Here is a 24621-nt window from a genome sequence, read left to right as displayed (position 1 = left end):
TTAGAATCTCTTTATTGATTTTTCTATTTCTATAAAAGTAGTTTCATAACCTACCTTTAACACTTTATTCTTATGACTCAGTAAAAACACTACAAACTTTACATCTGAACATTTGTTACAAAAAGAACTACTTTAAGCTTATAAATCTCTATATTGCAAAAAGCAATGCTTATTGGAATAGAAACTAAATACATGGTAAAATATGAAAACCTCACTGATTTTATTGCCTTTGATTTGTTTTAGTTTTATTTGGCTCGAGGTCAGAAAAAGCCAACAACAAACTCTACTGCAGAAAACCGAATTGAGCATAGTACACGATGAGCAAACAGGCATGATAACTGTTTTTCGTCTGAATGAAAAAACACCTATTCTCACCCAAGTAGCCAAAGCTGATTTTCGCCCTTACTTGCACCCCATTGTAGCCCCTGACGGCAAAGGAATATTAACGGAATATAGTCCAGGTCATCACAAACACCAAACAGGGATTTATTGGGGCTATACACGCATCAACGGGCGAGATTATTTTCATCACCCCGAAGGTGATTATTGGAAAAAAATTTCTGCCAAAGTCATTAAAAACAAGGGAACAGAGGTCAAATGGGAAACGGTTTACGACTTGCTCGATGAGCAGGGAAAATCAGTCTTGACCGAAACACAGACTTGGGCAATGAGTGAGGAAAATGGTAGATATTTTCTCAATGTAGAATGGACAGGAGAAGCACAAACAGAGGTAACTTTTGGCAAATACGATTACGGTGGGCTTTTTATTCGTATGCCTTGGAAAGAAGGAATAGATGGCGAGGTCATCAATGCGGCGCGCCAGAGAAATGAAAAGGCAGAAGGACAGCGAGCAATGTGGGTAGATATAGGCATGAAAATAGAAGGAAGGCAAGACAGAGCGCACATTGCCATTTTTGACCACCCTGAAAACAAGGGTTTTCCGCAGCATTGGCGAGTAGATGGGCAGTTAGGAGCAGGGACAGCACGCGCCAGATTAAGTGATTGGCAACTTAAAAAAGGGCAAATAGAAGTCATCAAACATCAATTGGTAGTCTATACAGGAGAGTTCAACGATGTGCAGATGAATGAATTATGGGGTGCGTACAGTGGGCAAGGCATGACCTACGCACTTTGGGGAATTGCACAGCAGGAGGGAAGAGATGCCAAGTTTTTGACTCCCGAAGAAGCCGTAGCTAACATAACGGTCAAGGAAGGATTCAAAGTCAATGCGTGGGCTTCCGAACCTATGATTACCCAGCCTATGGCATTTTGTTGGGACGACAAGGGAAGGCTTTGGATAGCAGAAAACAAGGACTACGAATCTCGTGGGCATGGCTTTTCCAATGCAGGAAATAGTCGTATTCTGATTTTGGAAGATACTGACCATGACGGAGTGGCAGATACTAAGAAAGTATTTTTAGAAGGCATTGCTTTCCCCGCGGCGATGGCAGTGGGTTTTGACGGCTTGTTTTTGGGTGCGCCTCCTCACTTGCTTTTTGTGCCAGACCGCAACCAAGACGACGTAGCGGATACGGAAGACATAGAAATACGATTGACAGGCTGGGGAATCAGGGATAGGCACGAAACCTTGAATAGCTTGCATTGGGGACCTGACGGTTGGCTGTACGGCTGTCAAGGCTTTGCTACTCCTTCCAAAGTTCGCAAGCCACAAGGCAAAGACAAGCGTCTTTACAAGCACAAAGACGCTTTCCCTGAGGATATTTTGCAAGGCGAAGGAGTGGACATCAATGGAGGCGTTTGGCGATACCACCCTACCAAAGATATTTTTGAAGTGGTGGCACATGGCTTTAGCAATCCTTGGGGCATAGACTATGATGCCAAAGGGCAGCTTTTTATCAGTGCTTGCGTGATTCCACACCTTTGGCACATCATCTTAGGTGGGATTTATCACCGTCAAGGTGGACAACATTTCAATCCCTATTTTTACAGCGATATTCGCACCATTGCTGACCACAGCCATCGCTCCGCACACGGAGGCGCAAGAGTCTATCAATCAGATGCCTTCCCTGTCGAGCATAAGGGGCGAATCTTTATGGCAAACATTCACGAACACGCCGTTTTGTCTGATATTTTAGAAAGGAAAGGTTCAGGTTTTGTGGGCAAGCATGGAGAGGACTTTCTCATGGCAAACAACGCTCAATGGGTAGGCTTTAGCATGGAAGTAGGACCCGATGGAGGTTTATACGTCTTGGATTGGCACGATGCAGATATTTGCGGGCAGGAAGTCCTCAACGGAGAAACAGGGAGAGTTTTTAGGGTGATGCCCAAAGAATCCAAAGTACAAAATTGGGAAGGTCGCTACTCAGATTTGAGAAAATTATCTGATAAGCAATTAGTTGAATTACAGAAAAGTCCAAGTGATTGGCATACACGCAGAGCAAGGGTAATTTTGCAAAGTAGGGCAAGCAAAGGAAAAATAGACCCAGAAGCGGTAGCAGCACTGCAAAATTTACTTCAAAATAATGCCGATACAGACCTTCGCTTAAAGGCAATGTGGACTTTGCACATTACTCATAATTTGAATAACAACGATTTAATAAAATATTTGACAGATAAAGAAGAATACCTACGCGCTTGGGCTATTCAGCTGCTTTGTGAGGACAAAAATCCACCCCAAGATGCACTCAACACTTTCGTAAGCATGGCAAAAGAGGACAAGTCCCCTGTAGTTCGCCTCTACTTAGCCTCTGCCTTGCAAAGAATTGAGCAAGAATCAGCTTGGAAAATAGCAGAGCAACTCATCAGCCATGCAGAAGATGCCCAAGACCACAACTTACCCAAAATGATTTGGTTTGGCTTAGAACCTTTGATAAAAGCTAACCCTACTCGCGGCATGACTTTAGCCAACCAAAGCAGAATCCCCCTGATAACCCAATACATCGCAAGGCGAATCGTAGATGCCAACGCTCCTGAAATAGTAGTGGCTGTTTTAGGGAAAAATGGTAAAAATGAAGCACTTATATTAGAAGGTATGAGAGATGCCTTAGAAGGACGTTTTGACCTCAAAGCCCCTACCAATTGGAAGGCAGTTTATACCAAACTCCAATCTACCAAAGGCGAAACTTCCAAATTAGCTACTCAAATTGCTCAACTTTTTGGAGATACCGAAGCCACAGAAAAATCTATGACAATTTTGAAAAACAAAAATGCTCCCTTAGCAGAACGTCAGCAAGCCCTGAGGAGTGTAGCGGCGAGAAAAAGAGAAGAATTAGCTATAGAAATTCCTAATTTGCTTAATGATAATCAGTTACGTTTAGATGTAATCCAAGCCATTGCTAACTATGACAAGGAATCTTTGGGCAAGTTGCTGATTTACAAATACAACGAATTGAACCCTGCCGAGAAACAGCAAGCTATTCAAACGCTTTCTGCGCGTTCTCGCTACGGTTGGCAACTTACTCAAGCCCTTAAAAACCAAACCATTCCTAAGAAAGATGTACCACCCTATACTGCAAGGCAATTGCTCAGGGTAGTAGGCAGTGGCTTCATAGAAGTTTGGGGCCCCATAGAGCAAGAGCCTTCCATAGAAAAATCTTATTTGAAGTATCAAAGAATTTTGACAGAAAAAGCCTTAGCCAATGCAGACATCGGGAAAGGGGAACTGCTATACCAAAGAGTATGCGGTAGCTGCCACAAGATGTACGGCAAGGGAGGGAACATCGGACCTGACCTAACAGGCTCTAATCGTGGAAGTTTGGACTACATCTTATTCAACGTATTGAACCCAAGTGCAGAAATCCAAGACGATTACAAGTTAGTTGTGATTACTACCAGAGATGGACGCATCTACTCTGGCAATGTAGTTTCAGAAAACGAACGCCAGATTTCCATGCGAATCGTAGGGCAGGACATTACCCTCATCAATAAGTCTGATATTCAATCGCATGAAGTCATGCCGACTTCCTTGATGCCTGTTGGACTCTTTGACAACCTCAGCGAGGAGGAGGTAGTAAACTTAGTAAAATATCTGCAAACAGTAGAAGGGAAGGAGAAGGGAAGGAAGTAGGGGAGACAAGTATGAGTTTTTTATTTTTATCCAAAGAAGGGAAAATTGCTCAAACAAATATAGCAATTTTCCCACTATGAAATGATACTAAAAGAAATTGAAGCTACTATTACTCCTATCAAAATATTTAGCAAATTATTTGTGGAATCATAAATTTGATAAATTTAAAACTAAAAAACGTAAATTATTTAACCAAGTTATCTAATATACTCCGCCTTAATAGAGAGAATTATTCTGCCCATCAAGGCGGAGTATCATCTAAATCTTTACTCACATTGATACTCGTAAGTAACTATGGTAGTGGTAGAAACATTAATTCCAGCCTGAGAAATAGTACTGATAGAGGTACTTTTCCCTATCAAGCCATTGGCTCCTAACTCATCTGTTTGGTCTAATACTGTATTGCCTACACTATCCTTGCCAATAATTCGTACAGGTTGGCAGTTTTGGTAAGTAAGTGTAGTAGTAGAAACCAAATTTCCATTTGCTCCAAAAGTCTTTTGTGTTTGAGGCAAATCTTGGGCATTGAAGTTCTCAAAAGTAGTATAACCTGTTACTTGGTTCGAGATATTGTAGTTAGTGCTTTTGGTCATTCTGCCGCTTGCATCATATTCAAACAAAGTATAGCCTGTAGCTACTCCATTCGTAGAAGAATTTTCCCTTGTTTTCACACAGCCATTGTAAATAATGGTAGTAACTACGGTAGTAGTTGCAAAGGGATTTTGGGTTACTGTAGTGATAGTAGTGTTACGTGCTTGGCTATCATAGTCATAAGTGCTTGTTGTGCTAACCATTACTCCACTTGCATTGACAGTATTGGTAAGTTTAGCAACTACTTTAATACCTGCTATTGTTTTGTACTCAAAAGTGCTGTTCAGTGTTCCTCCTGTTACTGTGCCGGTAATTTTTGTTACATAACACAAAGGAAGATTACACTTATTGGCTTGCTTGCAAACTGCATTGTTACCTGTTCCCGCTTTAGCTTTTACTTTGATATTTTTAGTAATTGTAGCCTCTCCTCCTGCACCTTTGGCAGTAAGTTTAACTGTATAATCTCCTGCTTTATCAAAAGTAAACTTAGGATTTTTCTCCACAGAGGTTTTCCCACCTCCAAAGTCCCATGTATAAGTATCCGCATTAGTGCTTTTGTTTTCAAAACTTACTTCTTGTCCTTCTTCAGGCTCGGCAGGGCTAAAGGAAAAGTCTGCAGCTACAGCCGCCGCTCTGATAGTAATTGTTTTAGTTATTTCTACTGTTCCCCCGTTTCCTGTAGCTTTCAAAGTAATTTGGTAAGTACCTGCTTGGGTAAAGGTAAAAGTAGGGTTAGCCGCTGTAGAGGTAAAACCCGCAGGGCTGGACGACCAAGCTAAAGAAGTAGCATTACTTACAGTCGAGGTAAAAGTAACAACTTCTCCTACCATAGGGCTATTGGGACTGAAACTGAAGTCGGCGGTAGGTTTAGGAGTAGTAACGGTCAAGGTCTTACTTACTTCTAATGTCCCTCCTTCGCCTGTAGCTTTCAAGGTAATTTGGTACGTACCCGCTTGGGTAAAGGCAAAAGTAGGATTAGCTGCTGAAGAGGTAAAACCCGCAGGGTTGGACGACCAAGCTAAGGAAGTAGCATTACTCACGGTAGAAGTAAAGGTAACAACTTCGTTAACAACAGGGTTAGCAGGGCTAAAAGTAAAATCTACTATAGGTTGGGGAACTTCGGTAACTGTCAGGTTTTGAGAGGTAGAAACTACTTTGCCATTCTTTCCCGTCGCACGCAGAGTAATTTGGTAGGTTCCACCTTGAGTAAATTGGAAAGAGGGATTGACTTCTCTGGAAGAAAAAGCCGTAGGGCTGGAAGACCACTCGTAGCTTACTGCGTTTTGCGAAGTATTAGTAAAAGTTACGGTTTCTGTATTCTTAGGTGCAGAAGGACTAAACGTAAAAGAAGCAACGGCATCTGGCTCTGGCTCGGACTTGGGTCCGCAAGCAGAAACGTAAAACAAATAAAATAACAATAGAATTAACGTAAAAAGTGTTTTTTTAATTAGTTTTTTCATGCTTAATAATAATTTGGTATGGACTTTTATTTACGCAAAAGTCATCTTGCTAAATAAGAAAATCAAGCAGTTGTTGTCCCGAATTATAACTTCGGACAATATGATTGTAGCTCGGCAATCTGTTTGGATGGTATTATCAGTCTTTCATTTTTCTATACTCGGTAGGGGTAGTTTGGGTAAATTTCTTAAAAGCAGCATAAAAAGTTGATTTAGAACTGAAACCACAGTTTTTTCCTATACTTTCTATAGTCAGGTGGTTGAACTGCTCATCTTTTAGTTTTTCCTGAGCAAGTCGTACCCTGTACTCATTAATGAAATCATTAAAATTTTTTCCTTCTATTTGATTAATGACTTGCGAAAGTTGGTGAGGAGTAGTAAATAGCTTACTTGCCAACTTGCCTAAGGTCAAAGTAGCATCTAAATAAGGGCTTTCTTTTTGCATCACCTCTATTAATTTCTGATGTGATTGGGCAAGTTCTTCTTCACTTGCTTTACTTTGGAAATAAGTGGGTAGATGGTGCGTAACAATCTCTAATTCTTGCAAGGATTTGCTAAGATTTTCTTCCTCTGTTAAGTTTTCTTCTTGATTAATAATTGCTTGAAGTTTTTTTAACACCTGTTCCTTTTCCTTTTGTAGGTATTTTAAGCGATATAATAGAGCAACAAAAAGTAAAATAATCTCTACAGTGCTTGCCAAGGGAAGACCATAATGTAAGAAATCAGAAGCGCGAATAACTTGCCCATCTCTTAGATTAAAGTAAAAGGTTATCAGTATCATAGGTAAAAGACTCAAAGCAAAATAGTAAGCTATCCAATTTCTTTGCCGCATATTTTTCATCATTCCTATCACCATGACTGTAACCGAGCAGATAAACCAAAGCCGAGTAATAAAGTAATGAATTAGTTTGAAGTTTGGAGAGGAGATTTCTATAAATAAAGGAAACACCAGTAAAAAAGCAAATATACTTGCATAGTAAACATATAGCTGGAAAAAACGAAAGGGCTTTTGGGAAGGAGGATTGAGCAAGTGATAGGCAAATTGTAAAAAACTCACTGAGAAAATAGTAAGAGAAATAAAATTTACTTTTTGCAAATACAGATGATAGTTCTCTCCCCAAAATAAGGAGGCAAACCCTGCATTGTTGAACTGATGTACCCAAAGCCCAGAGATATAAATGGCATAGAATCCATACACTTTTTCATGAAAAACTACAAATAGTCCTAAGTTAATCAGGATAGTAAGCAATAAAAAGACAAAGTACCCACCAAGCAGGTAAAAGGATTGTTGCAAGGTTTGTTGATATTCTTCAGGTGCGTAAAGCGATACAGGAAGTTTGGCTACACCTTCGCGTTTAAAGGTTTGGATAAAAATGGTAGATGTTTTTTTACTTTTTATTTCCAAAGGAAAAACAAAAAGATGTTCCTTCGACTCTCTTATTGATAAAGGCAAGTCTGCACCAGCAGAAAGTTTTTTGCCATCAAAATACACATGAACCTCATTGAGAATGGGATAGTCCACCACCAAATAAAAAGTTTGTGGCAGACTATCTTGGTAATCTATGACAAAATGTGTCCAATGATAAGCTACTTGACCTCCAAAAATGATATATTGCGTATCTATTTTTTTAAAATCGCCCTTTTTTTGATGCTGAATAATGCTGTTGAGAGACTCTTGCATAGAAAAATCGCTGTAGATACTCAAATATGCTTTCAAATTGATATTTGTTGAATTGGCACGAAGTGGTAGCATTTGTTTTGCCCAGCAAGGGAAAACCCCAATAAGCAACAGGAAAAAGAGTATCAATAAATACTTGAAAGTAAGATAAAAAGGCATTGATTAGAAGAAAAAGTACAACTTTCTTTTGTAAAGATAGGGAAATTTTAAAAAAAGCTACTTCCCCACAAAATACTGCATTGCTTGTATTGCCTCTGTGGTCATTTCTTCCTGAATAAAATGCCCACATTCAAGCCTGACTGTCTGATAGTTGCGTAAGCAAGCCTCCCATTTTGCTAAAAAATCTGGCTTGATAAATTCATCTTTCATTCCCCAAATAATCAAAAAAGGCTTATCGGCTAACTTGTCCATTTCCTGCCAAAGAGCTTCAAACCAATCTGAAGAGCCGATGATAGATTGCCCTATTTTTAGCAAGCCATACCTGTCTTTTTTGCTTGGAAATACTTTTACATAGTGTTGGTGAACTTTGGCAGATAGTTTATTTTTGTTGTAAAATCCTTGTCTGAACAGGATTTTAGGAGAAAAATTAAAGTTCAAATAAAGCATTTTACCTAAAAAACTATGCAAAATTTTATTTACTTTCTGTGCTTCTTGATTACTTTTTGTTTCCCAACACCAAGTATTGAAAAGCACTACCTTTTTGATGTTTGCGGGGTATTTCAGTGCGTAGCCTAAGCCAATAGCCCCTCCAAAGTCGTGAATGACTAAGGTAATATCTTTTAAGCCCAAATGCTGAATCAGTTTTTCTAAGTTTTCAGCATGTTCTTGGGGGCTATACGTCCAGTTTTCGGGCTTTTCCGATAGACCAAAACCAATATGGTCTAAGGCAATACAGCGATGAGTTTTTGAAAAATGCTTAATAAAATCTCTATACAAAAAAGACCATGCTGGCGTACCATGTACCAAAACTACTGCTTCGCCTTTGCCCTCGTCTATGTAGTGCATTTTCCCTATGGGGGTGTGAAAATACTGAGAAGCAAAGGGATAGGCTTCGTTATCGAACCAAGACTGTTTTCTAATGTTTTCTATCATTTGATTTAAGATTTAAGTTTTACAAAACAAAATTGCCTCATTTTGACTTCCTAAATCTTGGTATAAACCAACGTTTGAAAACTCAGACTTTGATACTATTGAGCAGTTTAGTGAAATTCGCTGTTGCGGTGTGTTCTCACCCGCAACGCAACCTTAGACCAAGCAACGTTTAAAAATCAGACTTTGATTGTATGGAGTAACTTGCTAAAATTCGTAGCGTCTATGCCCAAATACGATGCCAAGTGCTTGTGTGGGATTTGATTGAGCAGGTGCGGGCTTCGCCTGAGAAATGCTCGGAAACGCTCCTCTATGGAAAAAGCCAAATGCTCGTATTGCCTTTGGATAAGCCCAATGAGTACCTGCTCGTATGCCTTGCGGAAAAGCCTTTCCAAAGCATGGTGTTTGTCAAAAAGTTCCTCTAAATGAGCATGATAAAAACGAAGCATCTTGCTTGCAGTAATGGTTTGCAAAAAGTAATGCGAAGGAGTTTGCGTCATGAAAGATTCAGGAATACCAGAAAAAGAAGGAGGATAGGTAAAGGCAATCACGTGTTCCTTATCATCTTTGATATAGAAAGAGCGTTGGATACCTTCTAACACAAAATACAAGTAACGCTCCGTTTGCCCTTCAAAGGTAATAAAGTCATTTCGCTTAAAATCAACCACTTCCCAATAAGATAGAAACTCACTCATCGCTTCTTGGGGAAGTAGATGAATGGCATTGAGGTAGTTTTCTATTGTGTTTTGTTGGAATGTATCAAGCACTGCAAATAAAAGTAAGAGGTTATTTTGCAAAATAGGTAGCAAATAATAAATTTACTTAACTTTCTCACTAAAATTCGCTAAAACAATGAAAAAAAATATTTTATTATGCTTTTCCTATCTGCTCGTAGTGAGTGGATTATTTGCACAAAGTCCAGTGAGCATTTCTGGAAAAATCATTAATGCTAAGCAAGACGAGATAACGCTTCAATTCTATCCACCATTGAGTAACTCGGCAGTAATACATAAGAGCAAAATCGATAAGCAAGGCAATTTCTCACTGAACTTTTCTATCCCTGCTTCCTGCTTAATTGCTTATTTGGGAGATTGGCAATTATTTATCTCTCCTAATGACAATTTTAGTATCACTTATGACGCTACAAAGAAAGACGAAACATTAAAATTTACAGGTGGCAAAGGGGCAGGGGAGAATGCTTTTTTTGTAGAAATGAATAAAACGCTTTCTTCCCGTTTGTTGTATAGACGTATGTATAATACTACCCCAGAAGCATTTTTACTATTTGCGGATAGCTTAGCCAATGCTCAATTAAAAAAATACGAGGAAGCCTCAAAAAACACCAAATTTAGCGAAGATTTTGACTTTCATTTCAAAAACTATGTACTCTATGGTGCGGCAAATGCCAAACTTTATGCAGGGAGCTATATGCGTTATTTCCAACCTAATAAGCCAATAGAAATTCCTGCTAATTACTACGTCTTCCTTGCAGAAACTAAGTTGCAAGCAGATAGCTTGATGGGAAACCCTAATTACCAAGAGTTTGTAGCAAGCTACATCAGTAATCGGTACGACTTTCTTAAAAAAGAAGCTCAAAGCAAAACTAACGAGAATTATCTCAAAGAGCAGTATCAACTCGCTAATATGCTTTTGAAAGGGAAAGTAGGCGACTTTGTAAGGGCAAAATTTATCAAAGATGGCTTGCAGTATGCTAATTGGCAAATAGCAGAGCAATTATATCATGAAGAAAAAACTAATTTCCCTCAAAATGAGTTCCTCGCACCATTGACAGAAGTTTATGAGGAATTGAAAAAGTTAGCACCTGGACAACCTGCTCCTTTGTTCACTTTCAAAGACATAGAAGGTAAAGAAGTTTCCCTGAGCGATTTCAGAGGGAAAGTAGTATATTTAGACATTTGGGCGAGTTGGTGTGGACCTTGCATTGCCGAGATTCCTCATGCTAAAAAATTGAAGGAACGCATGAAAGGAAAAGATGTGGTTTTCTTATACGTTACTATTGATGAGAATGAAAAATCTTGGAAAGACATGGTGAAAAACAAGGAAATGGAAGGCGTACATCTGATTTCAGAAGGAGGTTGGGCATCAGAAATCAACAAACTATACGGAGTCAATGGTGTGCCTACTTACTTTTTGATAGGCAAGGACGGCAAAATATTCAACAACCGACCACCACGCCCAAGTTCCCCTAATATTGATAAAGAACTTGAAAAAGCCTTAGCTTCGCAATAATCAGTTACTATCATAGATGATTACCGAAGTAATTACTTGATTTACATTTAGTGAGGCTTTGAGTTTTTCCTGTCCCTCATCGCATAGTACCTCTTTTTCTCGTGGCATGATGAAAAACATATTAGGGTATTTTTTGCATTTGATAGATACCTCGTAGCTACCTGCGCAAAATACTTCATGAGAAGGACATATCTCGGTGAGTGTAAGGTATTTTGTGCCTATGCCTATGCCTTTATCTGTTTCTGCAATGTATTCGCTTACTTCTATTTTTTTTATAATCCCATTGGGGGCTGTGATTTTAAAAAATACGGTTTTGGTATCTTGTCCGTACAGCCACCATTCGTTGTAGTTAGCATCATATCGCAAATCATACTCCTTTTCTACTTCTTTTTCGTCAAATGTATCATTAAGTTTAAAATTGCCAATCTGGGTGGAGGTAATTTTCATCATCTTTGAACCTGCACCTATCAGTCTGGAAAGCTCTTGGTTGTAATAGTTCCCAATTATTCCTAATTGGTCGCCTTCTATAATATCATACATATTTTCTATCAGTACATCTTCGCCTCTTCCTTGGTAATCAACAAGTTGTCTTAGAGTAATGCAAGAGATACTTTCGCCTTGCCCCTCCTTCTAAGGTAAACCTTGACTTTTCAAGACAGCCATTTTCGCTCAGGCTATTAGTATCTTTCAAAAGTTCTTCTGTACTTTGCTCTTGGTCGTAGGAATTATACACGCTTGCATAAATGATAGTCTGAGGGTCGTCAGCTCCTATGGCTACCATTGCCCAAATGATGAGGCAGGGGGCATCAGCTTCCAAAAATTTGGCTAAGGGATAAAATTTCCGAAAGGGTTTTTGTTCTTCTGTAAAATCCTTGTCAAAATAATATTTTACGAAATCTACTTCTTTTTCTTTCGCATAAGCAGGAAGTTTGATGAGTTCGCCACATCGATACGCAATTTTGAAGTCCTTGATGTCAGGCAGGTCATTAAAATTCTTGTAGATACTAAATAGTTGATTTTGAACGGATTTATTGGACTCTTCGCTCTTTTTTTCACTGCCGCAAGCAAATAGGCAAGCAGAGGCTAATAATATAAGTAATAGGTGTCGCATAGGTTTGTTTTATCAAAACAACTACTTGTAAATATTTGTAAAACAAGTAATTACAAGCAGTTGTTTAAGATTTTATTATAAGCTACTATCTGTTTTCCATTGGTACGTATTTTCTTTCTTTCTCACCGATATAGATTTGTCGGGGTCTGCCGATAGGCTCGCGGGACATATTTAGTTCTCTCCACTGAGCTATCCAACCGGGGAGGCGACCTAAGGCAAACATCACCGTAAACATCTCTGTTGGGATACCTATGGCTTTGTAGATGATACCTGAATAGAAATCTACGTTAGGATATAGTTTTCTTTCCACAAAGTAAGGGTCTTTGAGTGCAATTTCTTCCAACTTTTTTGCTATCTCCAATAAGGGGTCATGTATGCCTAACTTATTGAGAATGTTATCACAAGCTACTTTGATGATTCTCGCTCTTGGGTCAAAGTTTTTATAAACCCTATGCCCAAAGCCCATCAAGCGGAAGGTGTCGTTTTTGTCTTTCGCTTTGTCCACATATTTCTGAATATTGCCGCCGTCAGCCTGAATCATCTCCAACATCTCTATTACCTCTTGGTTAGCCCCTCCATGCAAAGGACCCCAAAGGGCATTGATACCTGCGGCAACGGCAGAGTACAAACTTGCTTGCGAAGACCCTACGATACGCACCGTAGAAGTTGAGCAGTTCTGCTCGTGGTCAGCATGTAAAATGAGTAACTTATTAAGTGCATCTACTACTACTGGGTCTGGCTCGTACTTTTCAGTAGGGTAGGCAAACATCATATACAAAAAGTTGGCACAGTAATCCAAGGCGTTGTTAGGATAGTTGAGCGGGTGCCCCATTTCATTTTTGTAAGACCATGCAGCAATCGTTGGCATTTTGGCTAACAAGCGAATGATAGTCAAATTCACTGCATCTGGGCTACGATTGGGGTTCAAAGAGGCAGGATAGAAGGCTGTCAGCGAGCATACCAAAGAAGAAAGTACGCCCATAGGGTGAGCCGAAGCAGGGAAACCATCAAAAATCTTGCGCATATCCTCATGCACAAGGGTATGCAAAGTAATGTCTTTTTTGAACTTTTCAAAGGTTTCTTTGTTTGGTAGTTCACCATAAATTAGCAAGTAGGCTACTTCTAAGAATGATGCTTTTTCGGCAAGTTCCTCAATAGAATACCCCCTGTACCTCAAAATGCCCAAATCACCATCTAAAAAAGTAATAGCACTCTTAGTTGCGCCTGTATTCTTATATCCTATGTCTAAGGTTACAAGCCCTGTTTGGTCGCGCAACTTGGAAATATCCAAAGCCAATTCGTTTTCTGTTCCTTCGACTATCGGCAACTCATAGACCTTGCCGTCGTAGTGCAATTGTGCGGTTTTTGACATTATAATCTGAGTTTATATATGTTGTTTGAATGATTTTCCATTACTTACACTGCCAAATATAATGGCTTTATTTGGGTAATGCAATGAAGCGCAAAAGTAAAAAAATCCACAGAGTTACTTTTTAATGCAATCTAATGGATTATTTCACAATTACAAAGCAATTTAAGGTGAAAATTGTTTGAAAAAGGCGAATAATTTACTCTCCAACCATGACAAACGCTCCCCAAAGATAGGGAGAGTTGTATTTAGTTTTCATTTCTTGCTGTGCTTTTTTGAAAGCTTGTTGTTTTGTTTTCCCTGACAGCCAAAATTGGTAAAATAGGCGCATCATCTCTTGGGTAACAGCATCACTAACTCTCCAAAGGGACATGATGATGGTTTTAGCTCCAGCTACTTTGAAGCCGCGCTGCAAGCCATAGACCCCTTCCCCAGTAGCTACCTTGCCTAAGCCCGTTTCGCAAGCGGAAAGTACGACCAGTTCGGTTTGGTCTAAGGAAAGGTTACTTGCTTCTAAGGCAGTGAGTACCCCGTCTTCCTTGTCGCTACCTTTGTCTTGGGTATTGACCCCAGCTAAGACTATGCCTGAGTTTAACATCCCCTGTTGGTTATTTCTGCCAGTGGTTTTGTGAAAATAACCATGTGTAGCCAAGTGAAGGATAGCAGGGTTTTGCACTTGTTTTATTCTTTCTTCTACGGCTTGCTCCGCTAAAAAAGTATGGGTTTGCCATTGGGCTTGGCGGAGCAGGGAATCTATAAACTTTACTTCTTTTTCTGTGCCTATTAGCTCTCCCCATGTTGTTTCTACGGCTGACTTTACATTGGAAGGTTCTCTGTCCTTACCTCGCTGGCTATCCAAAGAAGCAAGTACCTGCTCGTGTTGGCTCTTGCTGAGATTGTACTTAGGTCTGCCTAAGAGGAAAGCGGTTTTTGTGATATTTTCTTGTTTTTGATTTTCTACTATTTCTTTGAGATTGGTCAATAGAGTTAGGTCATAGTCTTCTATCAGAAAGCGTTGTGTATGAGGATTCAAGAGGGTATAAAGGTTGATTTGATGATAGATGCCATCAGGAGAGAGATAGACCTTAGCAATTTTATTTTGAGTGTGTTTTTCTATGGCTTGGGCTATTTTTCCCCAATAGATAGCATAGCCGTAGTCGCCTGTGCCTGCTCCTATGGAACGCCTATGGGCAATAAAATGTAGGCTGTCCATTTCCTTCCCATTATCCATAAGAACAGGGAAAAGGTCATTGGGGGTAAGCACCAATGCCAAGTAATAAAAAGTCGTATCTGCTTTTTCTTTTTGCCAATTTATTCTACGTCCTTTTATCATCTCTATGGCTACCTCATTTTCGCCTAATTTTTTTTGAATATCTTGGTAAGTATAGGTAGGGGAGGTAAAGACAGAGGCAAAATCCGCAGAGCGAGCCGAAAGTTGTTTTTCCATATCGTTTGCCTCTGCTTCCAGTTTAATGATGTCTATGCCTTGTTTTTCCCTTTGAGCAATAGAAAGATTGTAGGCTCTGGAAATACTGTTCTTTAGTGCTTGCCATTTTTCAAACTGATATTTCAGACTTGTATCTCCACTTGCTAAAATTTGCTTCCTCATTTTTGTAGTTTCTGATAAAAGTAAGCCCTTTGTTACCAAACGAAGGGTAAAGACAGTTTGCAACAAAAGAGGCAAGCCCTCATAATCGGGCTGTTTTTCTAAAATATGGATTATACATTTATAAAAGTGAGTAAAATAAAGGTTTATCTTTTCTGTATAATTTTTTTTCTGATACTCATTTAGGTTAATGTAATTCTTTTGTAATTCATTTAATTTGACATCTATTACTTTCGTAAAGTAAGCTCCTGCTTTCTCAAAATCTGCCTTAGAATTATATAAGTCGGCTAAATTGTCCAAAGAACTAATAGTTAATGGGTGAGTTTCTCCCAATATTTTTTCCCTTATTGCTTTTGCAAGTGTAAGGAATGATTCTGCCTCATCATAATTTTTCAATTCATAAGCGCACATTCCCACATCAGCTAATGACTCTGCATAAGTAAGGGATTCTTGTCCTGCTATTTTTCCCCTAATTGTTTTAGCAATCTGGCTAAATGAATCAGCCTTGTTAAATAAACCACGAGTATAGTAATGTCTTGCGGTGTTGCTCAATGCTTGGGCGTAATCTAAATGTTCTTGACCATATAATTTTTCTATTAATTGATTTTTCTCAAAAAATAATTTTTCTGCTTTGTCATAAAGGGATAAATTATTGTAAGTAAAAGCCAAATTGTTCAAGGCTATGCTATAATACATAGGGTCATTCTTCTCCATGATTTCTTTTACTTCCTCATAAAAAGGTACAACTTCTTCAAATAAGCCTCTCCCGTAATAAGTTCCTGCCACATTATTTAGTGCAATTGCATATTCTATACTTTTTTTTCCAAAAAATTTTTCACTTATATTTTTTGCTTCTATATTTAGATTTTCTGCTTGTATGTAAAATCCTTGTGCACTATACATATCTGCCAAATTTCCTAAAGCATTAACATAATTGCTACTTTCTTTACCATTTAGCTTTTCTATTAGGTTTTGAGCTTCTAAAAAAGTAGGTTCTGCTTTGGAATAAAATCCCTGATTTTTATAAGCAATCGCCAAGTCAGTCAGTATGCTGGCATATTCTTCATTATTTTTTCCTTTGATTTTTTCATAAATTTCTTTGGCGTTAGTTAAGTAAATTTCTGCTTTATCATACAAACGTTGGTAAGAGTAAGCACTGGCAAGATTATAAGAAACCCATACAAAAGCCGTATCTTCACGACCCAATTCTCTTTCTACTTGTTTAAGTGCTTTTTCAAAAAAAGTTATACTCTCTTTGTATTTACCTTCTGTGGATAGTTGTATTCCCAAGCTATCCAGTTCCTTCCACGATTGGGCAGTAGTGGAATAAGTGGTAAGCGTACTAAAAAGGGCAGACAATATAAATAATAGTGATTTCATGGTGTTTTTTGTTTAAAATTTATGCAAAAATTCTTGAAAATATCAAATTTTATGTAGTAACTTGCTACAAGCAATTTAGGGAAATCAAAAAATTAAATACTAAGTTGTGGTATTAATTTATTCAACTTCTAAAACATTAAAACTATGTTGTTAAATTTAAGTGCTATTCTTTGCTCTGTAGAAGCAACTGCAATTGAGTATGCTTTAATAGCTGCTTTAATATCTGTTGCTGTGATTCTTGCTTTTCGTTTGTTAGGGCAGCAGATAAGGATAAATTAGTTTTATAAAAAAAACATCTTCCTATTGAATAGAAAAATAGAAAGGTGTTTTGTAAACATTCCTTCATCGTGCAGTTTTTCCCAGTCCACTTTTACCACACTTCCGTTCAGGTTAAAATAGGTTTTTCCAACTGACTTGCCATTTTCATACTTTTCCTCGTAGTCCTTTTTGCCATTGGGGCGGTAATAAGTTACTATGCCTTCGTACTTAGTGGATAGCCCTTCGGAGATGAGTTTGCCCTGCATTTGTAGCTTTCCGCTCAGGTAGTAATCTTGGGTTATGCCTACGGGTTTGCCGTCTTGGTAGGTGATGAGGCGGTAGTAGGTAGCATATTGGAGGCTGTCGACTCTGCTCTTTTTCTCGTCGAGCAGGAGAGTCCACTTCCCTTGCCGCTTGCCATTTTCCATTTGGTTAGGACTGGAGGGAATGGATTGGGCAAGTAAATCTGGAATCTGGAATGAATAAAGCATAAGGAATACCAATACAAGCCTCTGGAATCTGGAATAGTTTTTTGGTGTTTTCATAGGTCTTTGAGATGGGTAGTACAAGGTTTTATACTAATACAATGATAAATGGTTAAGTATTTGATAAACAAATACTCATATTATTGCGAATATAATTTTATTTTTGTAACTTACGAAAAAAAGAGCAATAAAAATGGTTTTAATTTACATAATATATCTTGACCTCTATCAATTTTTGTAAGGTACTGCTCTGGCATTGATTTATCTTTACAAATTGTTAAAAATAGATTAGAAAATAAATAAGCATTTTGAAAAGCAAATTATTTTATTAAGTTTGTAATAAAACAAGTCAGAATAAAAAGCGTTAAGATTGATATGCAGTTCAATGTCAAATCTGAAGGAGAGTTTAAGTTTATAGACGAAGGGCAAGGCGAGGTCATGCTCTTACTGCACGGGCTTTTTGGAGCGTTAAGTAACTGGGCAGGTGTGGTAAATCACTTCTCTCGAACTCATAGGATTATTATTCCTATGTTGCCAATCTATTCCCTACCACTCAGAGAAGCAGGCGTAGAGGGTTTGGTCAAGTTTACAGAACGATTTGTTGCATTTAAGAACTTAGATAAGCTCACTATCTTGGGTAATTCTTTGGGAGGGCATATTGGTTTAATCTATACCCTAAGGAATCAAAACAAAGTAAAGAGATTAGTCCTTACAGGAAGCTCGGGCTTATTTGAGGATAGCATGGGCGGTTCTTATCCTAAACGAGGCAATTACGAATATGTGCAAGAAAGGGTAGCTTATACTTTCTACGACCCCCGAGTGGCTACTAAGGAATTGGTAGATGAAGTGTTTGAAGTAACTAACAGTATTTCTAAATGTTTGTGCATAGTTGCCGTAGCAAAATCTGCTCAAAGACACAATATGGCAAAAGATTTGGAGTATATCAAAGTACCAACGCTGTTAGTTTGGGGGCTGAACGATACGATTACACCTCCTTTGGTAGCACATGAGTTTGATAATTTGCTACCTGATACAGAACTACGATTTATAGACAAATGCGGTCATGCGCCTATGATGGAGCATCCCGACATTTTTAACCAATATACAGCGAAGTTTTTGGAAAAAAATAAAATTTGAAAGTCATGGCAGAAACCCAAATTGCAGATTACATGGTGGCGCGGGATTTTTTAAATTCGCTGATTCCTCCACTAAAAAAAACTGATACAGTGCAAAAAGCTATGGATTGGATGAATCAATTCAGAGTAAATCAGTTAGCCGTAGTCGAAGAAGGAGAATATCTTGGAATGATAACTGAAGAAGATTTGCTGGATTCTACACAATTAGACGCTACTATCGGTCAGTTCCCATTAAAATTCAAAGAAGTATATGTAAGTGAATATCAACATTTTTACGAAGTAATAAAAGTTGCTCATGCTCACTACATACAAACTGTACCTGTACTAGACGAGTTTGGAAAGTACAAAGGTGTCATCTCTCTTAACGATACGACCTCTGCCTTAGCCAATACTTACGCTCTCCAAGACCCCGGCGGGATTTTAGTGCTTTCTATGCAAGACTATGACTATTCTATGACCGAAATAGCTCGCTTAATAGAGTCTAATAATGCAAAAATCCTCAGTAGCTACGTAGCCCCAGACCCTCTTGAGCCTCGGAAAATGAAACTTACCCTCAAACTCAACAGTGCTGACCTGACGCGCATCATAGCCACCTTAGAGCGTTTCGATTATGACGTAGTGGCAAGCTTTCACAATGCTGAGCCAAACTACAGCAATCAAGAACGCTTGGATATGCTTTTGAAGTATTTGGACATGTAAAAGAAATCAGAAGTACGCAAATATTTACAAAGAAACTCCTCTTTTCCAAGGGATAAAATCGTCTTGTTTCAGTTGTACTGCCTTAGGAGTGATTTCTCCACTTGCTACTCGTATGATAAAATCTAATAAATCTGCCCCTCTGCTTTCAATGCTATCTTCGCCTGTAATAACCGTTCCTGCATCAAAATCTATGATGTCATTCATCTTTTTGTATAAGTGAGTATTGCTTGACATTTTAATCGTAGGGACAATAGGATTGCCCGTAGGCGTACCTAAGCCAGTAGTAAATACTATTAAGTTCACCCCAGAGCCAGCCAAGGCAGTAGTCGACTCGACATCATTGCCCGGTGTACAAAGCAAGTTTAGTCCTGATTTAGTGATTTGCTCCGTGTAATCCAATACATCAGTAATAGGAGAAGTACCCCCTTTTTTTGCCGCTCCTGCTGACTTCATCGCATCGGTAATTAGACCATCTTTGATGTTACCGGGAGAGGGATTCATCTCAAAACCAGACCCTACTGCCTTCGCTCTTTGATTATAGGCGTTCATCAGTTGCATAAATTTCTCTGCACTTGCCTCTGTAATACAACGACTGACCAATTCCCGCTCCACGCCATTGAGTTCAGGAAATTCGGCAAGTACGGCTGTTCCTCCCAAAGCTACCAACAAATCAGAGGCATAGCCCAGCGTAGGATTGGCAGAGATACCTGAAAACCCATCAGACCCTCCACACTCTAAGCCTAATACTAACTTGCTCAAAGGAGCAGGTTGGCGACTTACTTTGTTTGCCTCTACCAAACCAACAAAGGTTTTTTTCACTGCTTCAGCAATAAATTCTTTTTCTGATAAGCTCTTTTGTTGTTCTAAGAAAAATACAGGTTTGGCTATGTCAGGTGAGAATAGCTCCAAGTATTTTTTCAACATACTTATCTGTGCATTTTGACAGCCTAAACTTAACACTGTCGCTCCCGCTACGTTAGGATTGTTGATGTAACCCGCCAGCAAAGCACAAAGAGCCTCTGCGTCTTGGCGAGTGCCTCCACAACCGCCCTGATGAGTTAAAAACTTAATTCCATCTACATTAGGAAATATTCTTTTTTGCTTACTCAAATTCTTTTCTTCCAATACCTCTACAGACAAAATCTCCTCCGTAGATTTTCCGTTTTGATAGGCTTTAATTAAATTTTGCACATCTATCTGATAAGAAGTACCTGTATCATAGCCCAATTCTTTTTCCAAAATTTTCTGTATAGTGAGTATATTTCTGTTTTCACAAAATACTAAGGGAATGACAATCCAATAGTTAGCTGTACCTACTTTTCCGTCTTTGCGATGATAGCCTAAAAAGGTTTTATCTTTCCATTGGCTCACTTCTGGCACTTGCCATTGTATTTTGCTATCTTTGATTAAGGTATCCTCAGTTTGATGTTTTACATTTTGGGTAGTGATTGCCTGTCCTTTTGAGATGGTTTTAACTGCTTTACCAATGACCACACCATACATTTTTACTAAATCTCCTTCCTGAAAATCTTGCATAGCAAACTTGTGCTTTGCATTAATATTTTCCAAAAGCACATAGTCCACACCGTCCCAACTTATTACTTCCCCTGCTTTCAAATCGCTCAGGGCAACTATCACGTTATCTTCTTGATGTATTTTTAAAACCTTGTTTTTCATTATGATACTTCTTAGATTTAGTTTAAAATTTGCTAATTTTGCAATATAAAATTAGGCTAATTTACAGATTTATTCAAAATGTCTTTGACAAGACAAATAAAATAAAGTCTTTATTTTACCTTTGTGAGCAAACAAATCAATGATTGGTTATGCAAATAAAAAAAATACTATTTCTATTTCTTGTATGTGTCTTTTCTTTTTCTTTTGGGAAAGCACAAAATAGTCTTACCTTAGGCATTTGGCGAGCTGTCATTGAAATACAAGGGCAGCAATTACCTTTTAACTTTGAAGTAAGCAAAAAAGAGGATAAATCAGTCATACATCTCATCAACGGCAAGGAACGATTGCTGCTTGATGAAATAGTATTTTTCAAAGATTCTGTTAAAGTGATTTTGCACGTATTTGATGCTTACCTTGTAGCGAAGGTAAATGAAAAAACTTTAGAGGGAGAATTTGTAAAAAATACACCTAAGAACGATTATCACCTGCCTTTTTCTGCAACACACGGCTTAAAATATAGATTTAAAGAAAAATATGCACCTGCCACTGCTGATTTTGCTGGAAAGTGGCAAGCCTATTTTATCAAAGACAACGGCGATTCTATCCAAGCTGTGGGCGTTTTTGAGCAAAAAGATAACTTACTGACAGGCACATTCTTAACTCCGTCGGGAGATTATCGCTACTTAGAAGGAATCGTAGAGGGCAGTGCCTTCCAACTTTCTGCCTTTGACGGAGAGCATCTCTACCTTTTTAAAGCAGAAAAACAAGCAGACGGAACTCTGAAAGGAGAGTTTTTTTCTGGAAAATCTTTGTTTAGAAAGTGGGTAGCCTCTAAAAATGCTAATGCCTCTCTACCTGATGTGGAGAAAATTACTTTTTTGAAAGAGGGCTATGACAAATTAGATTTTTCCTTTCCTGATACTAAGGGCAACAAAATTTCTCTTTCTGATAGCAAGTTCAAAAATAAAGTCGTAGTCATTCAGATTTTGGGTTCTTGGTGTCCTAACTGCATGGACGAAACTATCTTTTTGGCTAACTATTATAAAAAGAATAAGAAAAAAAACTTAGCCATCATTGGCTTAGCCTTTGAGCGAAGTGCTGTTTTTGAGGAAGCTAAAGCAAGAGTTGAAAAATTGATGAAAAGGTTTGATGTTCAGTACGATGTGCTGATTGCAGGTACGCAAGACAATGCCTCTGCTGCCTTGCCCATGCTCAACCGAGTTGCCGCCTTCCCTACGACTATCTTTATAGATAAACAAGGGAAAGTGCGCAAAATCCATACAGGTTTTGCAGGTCCGGGTACAGGTGCTTATTACGAAGAACTCACAGAGGACTTCAAAAACTTTGTCAATAAACTTTTGGAAGAGCATCAGTAGAATTTTTAATACACAAATTGAGTAAATATACTGATTTAAAGTAAATTAATAAATCAGATTTTAGCTTCTTAATGACTCATAGAACAAGTATTAATGATAAATTTTAGCATGAAACAAAAATACACTTGGTTGATTTTCCTTGTAGTCATATCTATTCATTCCTTGCTGGCTCAGTCCAAACAACAAAAAGTTTCCTCAACTATCGAAAAAGTAACTATTTTTACCAATGGTGGGCAGGTTACACGCAAAGCAAAAGTTTCAATAACACAAGGCAAAACAGAATTAGTTTTTGCGGGAATTTCACCTAATATTGAAAAGCAAAGCATTCAGGTAAAAGGAGAAGGTAATTTTACTATCTTATCAGTTATTCACCAAACTAACTATCTCAACGAACAGAAAAGGCGAGAAGAAACAAAGATATTAGAAAGCCAGAGAGAAGTATTAAAAAATAAACTGAAGATAGAAAAGAATATGCTCGCTGTTTTCAAAAATGAGGAGGCTATGCTTATCAAAAATCAATCGATTGGAGGGACTAATACTGGGGTAAAGACTTCCGATTTAAAAGAAGCCGTAGATTTTCAAAGGAATAGGCTTAGTGAAGTATTATTAAAGCAAATAGAAATTGAGGAAGGTATCCAAAAGTTAGACAGCAGTATTCATAAAACTGAGCAACAACTAAAAGCCCTCAATCAACCCAAAGATTTTGCCACCAGCGAGGTGTTGGTTACGATTTCTGCCAAAGAAAGTGCCAATGCTATGTTTGAATTGACCTATTTTGTTAAAGATGTAGGTTGGTTTGCCAACTACGATTTGAGAGTAAAAGATATTGCAAATCCTATTGAGTTGGTCTTTAAGGCAAATATTTTCCAAAACTCAGGCGAGGATTGGAAAGACGTAAAACTCACTATTTCCAATGGTAATCCTACAGAAAGTGGGATAGCCCCTTCTTTACAAGCATGGTATTTGCGTTTGGGCTATCCCCAGAGCAATTTTACAAACGCATTACAAGGCAGAACTGCGGGAGTAAGGATAACGGGAAAAGGAAGTGAAGTATCTGGTAAAGTAATAGACCAAACAGACGGAACGGTTATACCGGGAGTTAATATCGTAATAAAAGGAACAACCATAGGAACAGTTACAGATATTAACGGTAACTATTCCCTCAAACTTCCTGAGAATGCTCAAAGTTTAGTTTTTTCATTTGTCGGTTTTGCCAGTGAGGAGGTACTTATTAATTCAAATATCATAGACGTAGCTTTAAAGCCCGATATGAAGCAACTTCAAGAAGTTGTAGTAGTAGGTTACGGGGTTGCGAAAAAAGAAAGGTTAAAAATTCGTGGTAATAGTTCTATTCCACTGGAAACTACTGAAAAATATCAGCCAACGACTTTGACGTTTGATATTGAAATGCCATACACTATTTTAAATGATGGCAAAGTTTATACTGTAGATATTAAAACTCTAACTGTACCTGCTTTATATGAGTATTTTGCCGTTCCTAAATTAGAAAAAGAGGCTTATTTAACAGCAAAAATCGTTGATTGGCAGGAACTTAATCTTTTAGAAGGCGAAGTAAGTTTGTTCTTTGAGGGAGCATTCTTAGGAAAGTCTATTTTAGATGTGCGCAGTGCAGGTGATACACTCAATATTTCTTTGGGCAAAGACAAGGGCATTGTCATAGAACGCAAGAGGCTTAGGGAGTTTTCAAGTAAACAGTTTTTGAGCAGTTATAAAACTGAAAGCAGAACCTACGAAATATCTGTAAGAAATAACAAATCACAAAGTATCAAAATTATTTTACAAGACCAGTTTCCTATTTCTACCACTAAAGAAATAAGTATTGATGAGCAAGAATACAAGGAAGCACAATTAGATAAGGAAACAAAGATACTTACTTGGAAATATGAACTTTCTCCAAAGCAGGAAAAGAAACATTTATTCAGGTATAGTGTAAAATATCCTAAAAATCAAATAGTTGTCCTTGATTAAATCATTCAAAATTAAATTACATTTTAAATTTATTATTTTTTATATCATTCCATCAATCTTCTCCACCAATGAAAGTTTCAGGATTCACTTTTATCCGCAACGCTATCAAATATGACTATCCTATTATAACGTGAATTATTTTACATTTTCTTGAATAAATACAATTTGTTTGTCCTCTAATTTTTGTGGATATGCTTTTATGTTTGGTGTTTTTTCCAAAAATGTATAAGCAATTAAGCCTGCCAGCAAATTAATAAGAAAATTTTTAGGGCTTCTGTGCCTTGAATGTTCTATATTTAGTTGATTTTTAAGTACATCGAAAGCAGTTTCTATCAATCCTCTATGCCTTAAATAATAGGCTTGTGGTTCTGTTAATACTTGATTTTTCTTCATATTAGCTCTTAACTTAGTGATTAAGTGCAAGTTTCTTTCTGCAAATTCTT

Annotated in this window: 18 protein-coding genes; 7 read left to right on the top strand and 11 right to left on the bottom strand. The window is 38.0% G+C overall.

What is annotated here, in order from left to right; all coding sequences use genetic code 11:
- Positions 1–202: 202 nt before the first annotated feature.
- Entirely contained in the window at positions 203–4027 is a 3825-nt protein-coding gene (locus BM141_RS17105; RefSeq protein ID WP_091548687.1) for a PVC-type heme-binding CxxCH protein, read from the top strand.
- A gap of 266 nt (positions 4028–4293) precedes the next feature.
- Here BM141_RS17105 and BM141_RS17100 read toward each other — a convergent pair whose 3' ends face one another.
- The 4 genes from BM141_RS17100 to BM141_RS17085 all read right to left on the bottom strand — a co-directional run bounded on the left by BM141_RS17100 (position 4294) and on the right by BM141_RS17085 (position 9609).
- Positions 4294–6078, bottom strand: a complete 1785-nt coding sequence (locus BM141_RS17100; protein WP_091548686.1) for a PKD domain-containing protein — start codon at positions 6076–6078, stop codon at positions 4294–4296.
- Positions 6079–6214: 136 nt separating this feature from the next.
- Entirely contained in the window at positions 6215–7828 is a 1614-nt protein-coding gene (locus BM141_RS17095) for a 7TM diverse intracellular signaling domain-containing protein (RefSeq protein ID WP_177217429.1), read from the bottom strand.
- 141 nt (positions 7829–7969) lie between these two features.
- On the bottom strand, positions 7970–8845 hold the full coding sequence (locus BM141_RS17090; protein ID WP_091548684.1) for an alpha/beta fold hydrolase: 876 nt from the start codon (positions 8843–8845) through the stop codon (positions 7970–7972).
- Positions 8846–9021: 176 nt separating this feature from the next.
- A complete protein-coding gene (locus BM141_RS17085) occupies positions 9022–9609 on the bottom strand; it encodes a Crp/Fnr family transcriptional regulator (protein WP_221407701.1) in 588 nt (195 codons plus the stop codon).
- Positions 9610–9694: 85 nt separating this feature from the next.
- Here BM141_RS17085 and BM141_RS17080 point away from each other — a divergent pair, with 85 nt between their 5' ends.
- Positions 9695–11092, top strand: a complete 1398-nt coding sequence (locus tag BM141_RS17080) for a TlpA family protein disulfide reductase (RefSeq protein ID WP_091548683.1) — start codon at positions 9695–9697, stop codon at positions 11090–11092.
- Here BM141_RS17080 and BM141_RS17075 read toward each other — a convergent pair whose 3' ends face one another.
- From BM141_RS17075 to BM141_RS17060, 4 genes are all read right to left on the bottom strand, one after another.
- A complete protein-coding gene (locus BM141_RS17075; RefSeq protein ID WP_091548682.1) occupies positions 11093–11632 on the bottom strand; it encodes a hypothetical protein in 540 nt (179 codons plus the stop codon).
- A 37-nt stretch (positions 11633–11669) separates the two neighbouring features.
- Complete coding sequence (locus BM141_RS17070; protein WP_091548681.1) at positions 11670–12203, bottom strand: hypothetical protein; 534 nt, start codon at positions 12201–12203, stop codon at positions 11670–11672.
- Positions 12204–12288: 85 nt separating this feature from the next.
- On the bottom strand, positions 12289–13575 hold the full coding sequence (locus tag BM141_RS17065) for a citrate synthase (RefSeq protein ID WP_091548680.1): 1287 nt from the start codon (positions 13573–13575) through the stop codon (positions 12289–12291).
- Positions 13576–13771: 196 nt separating this feature from the next.
- Positions 13772–16558: a CHAT domain-containing tetratricopeptide repeat protein gene (locus BM141_RS17060; RefSeq protein ID WP_091548679.1), complete on the bottom strand. Its 2787-nt coding sequence runs from the start codon at positions 16556–16558 to the stop codon at positions 13772–13774.
- A gap of 144 nt (positions 16559–16702) precedes the next feature.
- On the opposite strand from BM141_RS17060, the gene BM141_RS23800 reads away from it, so the two are divergent.
- Positions 16703–16837 carry a Flp family type IVb pilin gene (locus BM141_RS23800; RefSeq protein ID WP_091548678.1) on the top strand — a complete coding sequence of 45 codons (135 nt, stop codon included), beginning with the start codon at positions 16703–16705 and terminating at the stop codon, positions 16835–16837.
- 2 nt (positions 16838–16839) lie between these two features.
- Here BM141_RS23800 and BM141_RS17050 read toward each other — a convergent pair whose 3' ends face one another.
- Positions 16840–17361, bottom strand: a complete 522-nt coding sequence (locus tag BM141_RS17050; protein ID WP_143090971.1) for a toxin-antitoxin system YwqK family antitoxin — start codon at positions 17359–17361, stop codon at positions 16840–16842.
- A 315-nt stretch (positions 17362–17676) separates the two neighbouring features.
- On the opposite strand from BM141_RS17050, the gene BM141_RS17045 reads away from it, so the two are divergent.
- Together BM141_RS17045 and BM141_RS17040 are read left to right on the top strand one after the other, a co-directional pair.
- Positions 17677–18438, top strand: coding sequence for an alpha/beta fold hydrolase (locus tag BM141_RS17045; protein WP_091548676.1), 762 nt, complete (start codon positions 17677–17679; stop codon positions 18436–18438).
- Positions 18439–18443: 5 nt separating this feature from the next.
- On the top strand, positions 18444–19136 hold the full coding sequence (locus tag BM141_RS17040) for a CBS domain-containing protein (RefSeq protein WP_245764094.1): 693 nt from the start codon (positions 18444–18446) through the stop codon (positions 19134–19136).
- A 24-nt stretch (positions 19137–19160) separates the two neighbouring features.
- On the opposite strand, the gene BM141_RS17035 is transcribed toward BM141_RS17040, so the two are convergent.
- The gene (locus BM141_RS17035) at positions 19161–20813 is read right to left on the bottom strand and encodes a UxaA family hydrolase (protein WP_091548675.1); all 1653 of its coding nucleotides are present in this window, start codon (positions 20811–20813) and stop codon (positions 19161–19163) included.
- 149 nt (positions 20814–20962) lie between these two features.
- On the opposite strand from BM141_RS17035, the gene BM141_RS17030 reads away from it, so the two are divergent.
- Positions 20963–22189 carry a TlpA disulfide reductase family protein gene (locus BM141_RS17030; protein ID WP_245764093.1) on the top strand — a complete coding sequence of 409 codons (1227 nt, stop codon included), beginning with the start codon at positions 20963–20965 and terminating at the stop codon, positions 22187–22189.
- 108 nt (positions 22190–22297) lie between these two features.
- Positions 22298–24178 carry a DUF4139 domain-containing protein gene (locus BM141_RS17025; RefSeq protein ID WP_177217428.1) on the top strand — a complete coding sequence of 627 codons (1881 nt, stop codon included), beginning with the start codon at positions 22298–22300 and terminating at the stop codon, positions 24176–24178.
- A 135-nt stretch (positions 24179–24313) separates the two neighbouring features.
- Here BM141_RS17025 and BM141_RS17020 read toward each other — a convergent pair.
- Positions 24314–24621: transposase (locus tag BM141_RS17020; RefSeq protein ID WP_143090970.1), on the bottom strand; the 308-nt coding region annotated here is incomplete at its 5' end.

The sequence above is a fragment of the Thermoflexibacter ruber genome (assembly GCF_900113045.1).
Lineage (GTDB): Bacteria > Bacteroidota > Bacteroidia > Cytophagales > Thermoflexibacteraceae > Thermoflexibacter > Thermoflexibacter ruber.
Note: the sequence above shows the minus strand (reverse complement) of the source record. Positions and strands in the feature narration are given on the sequence as shown.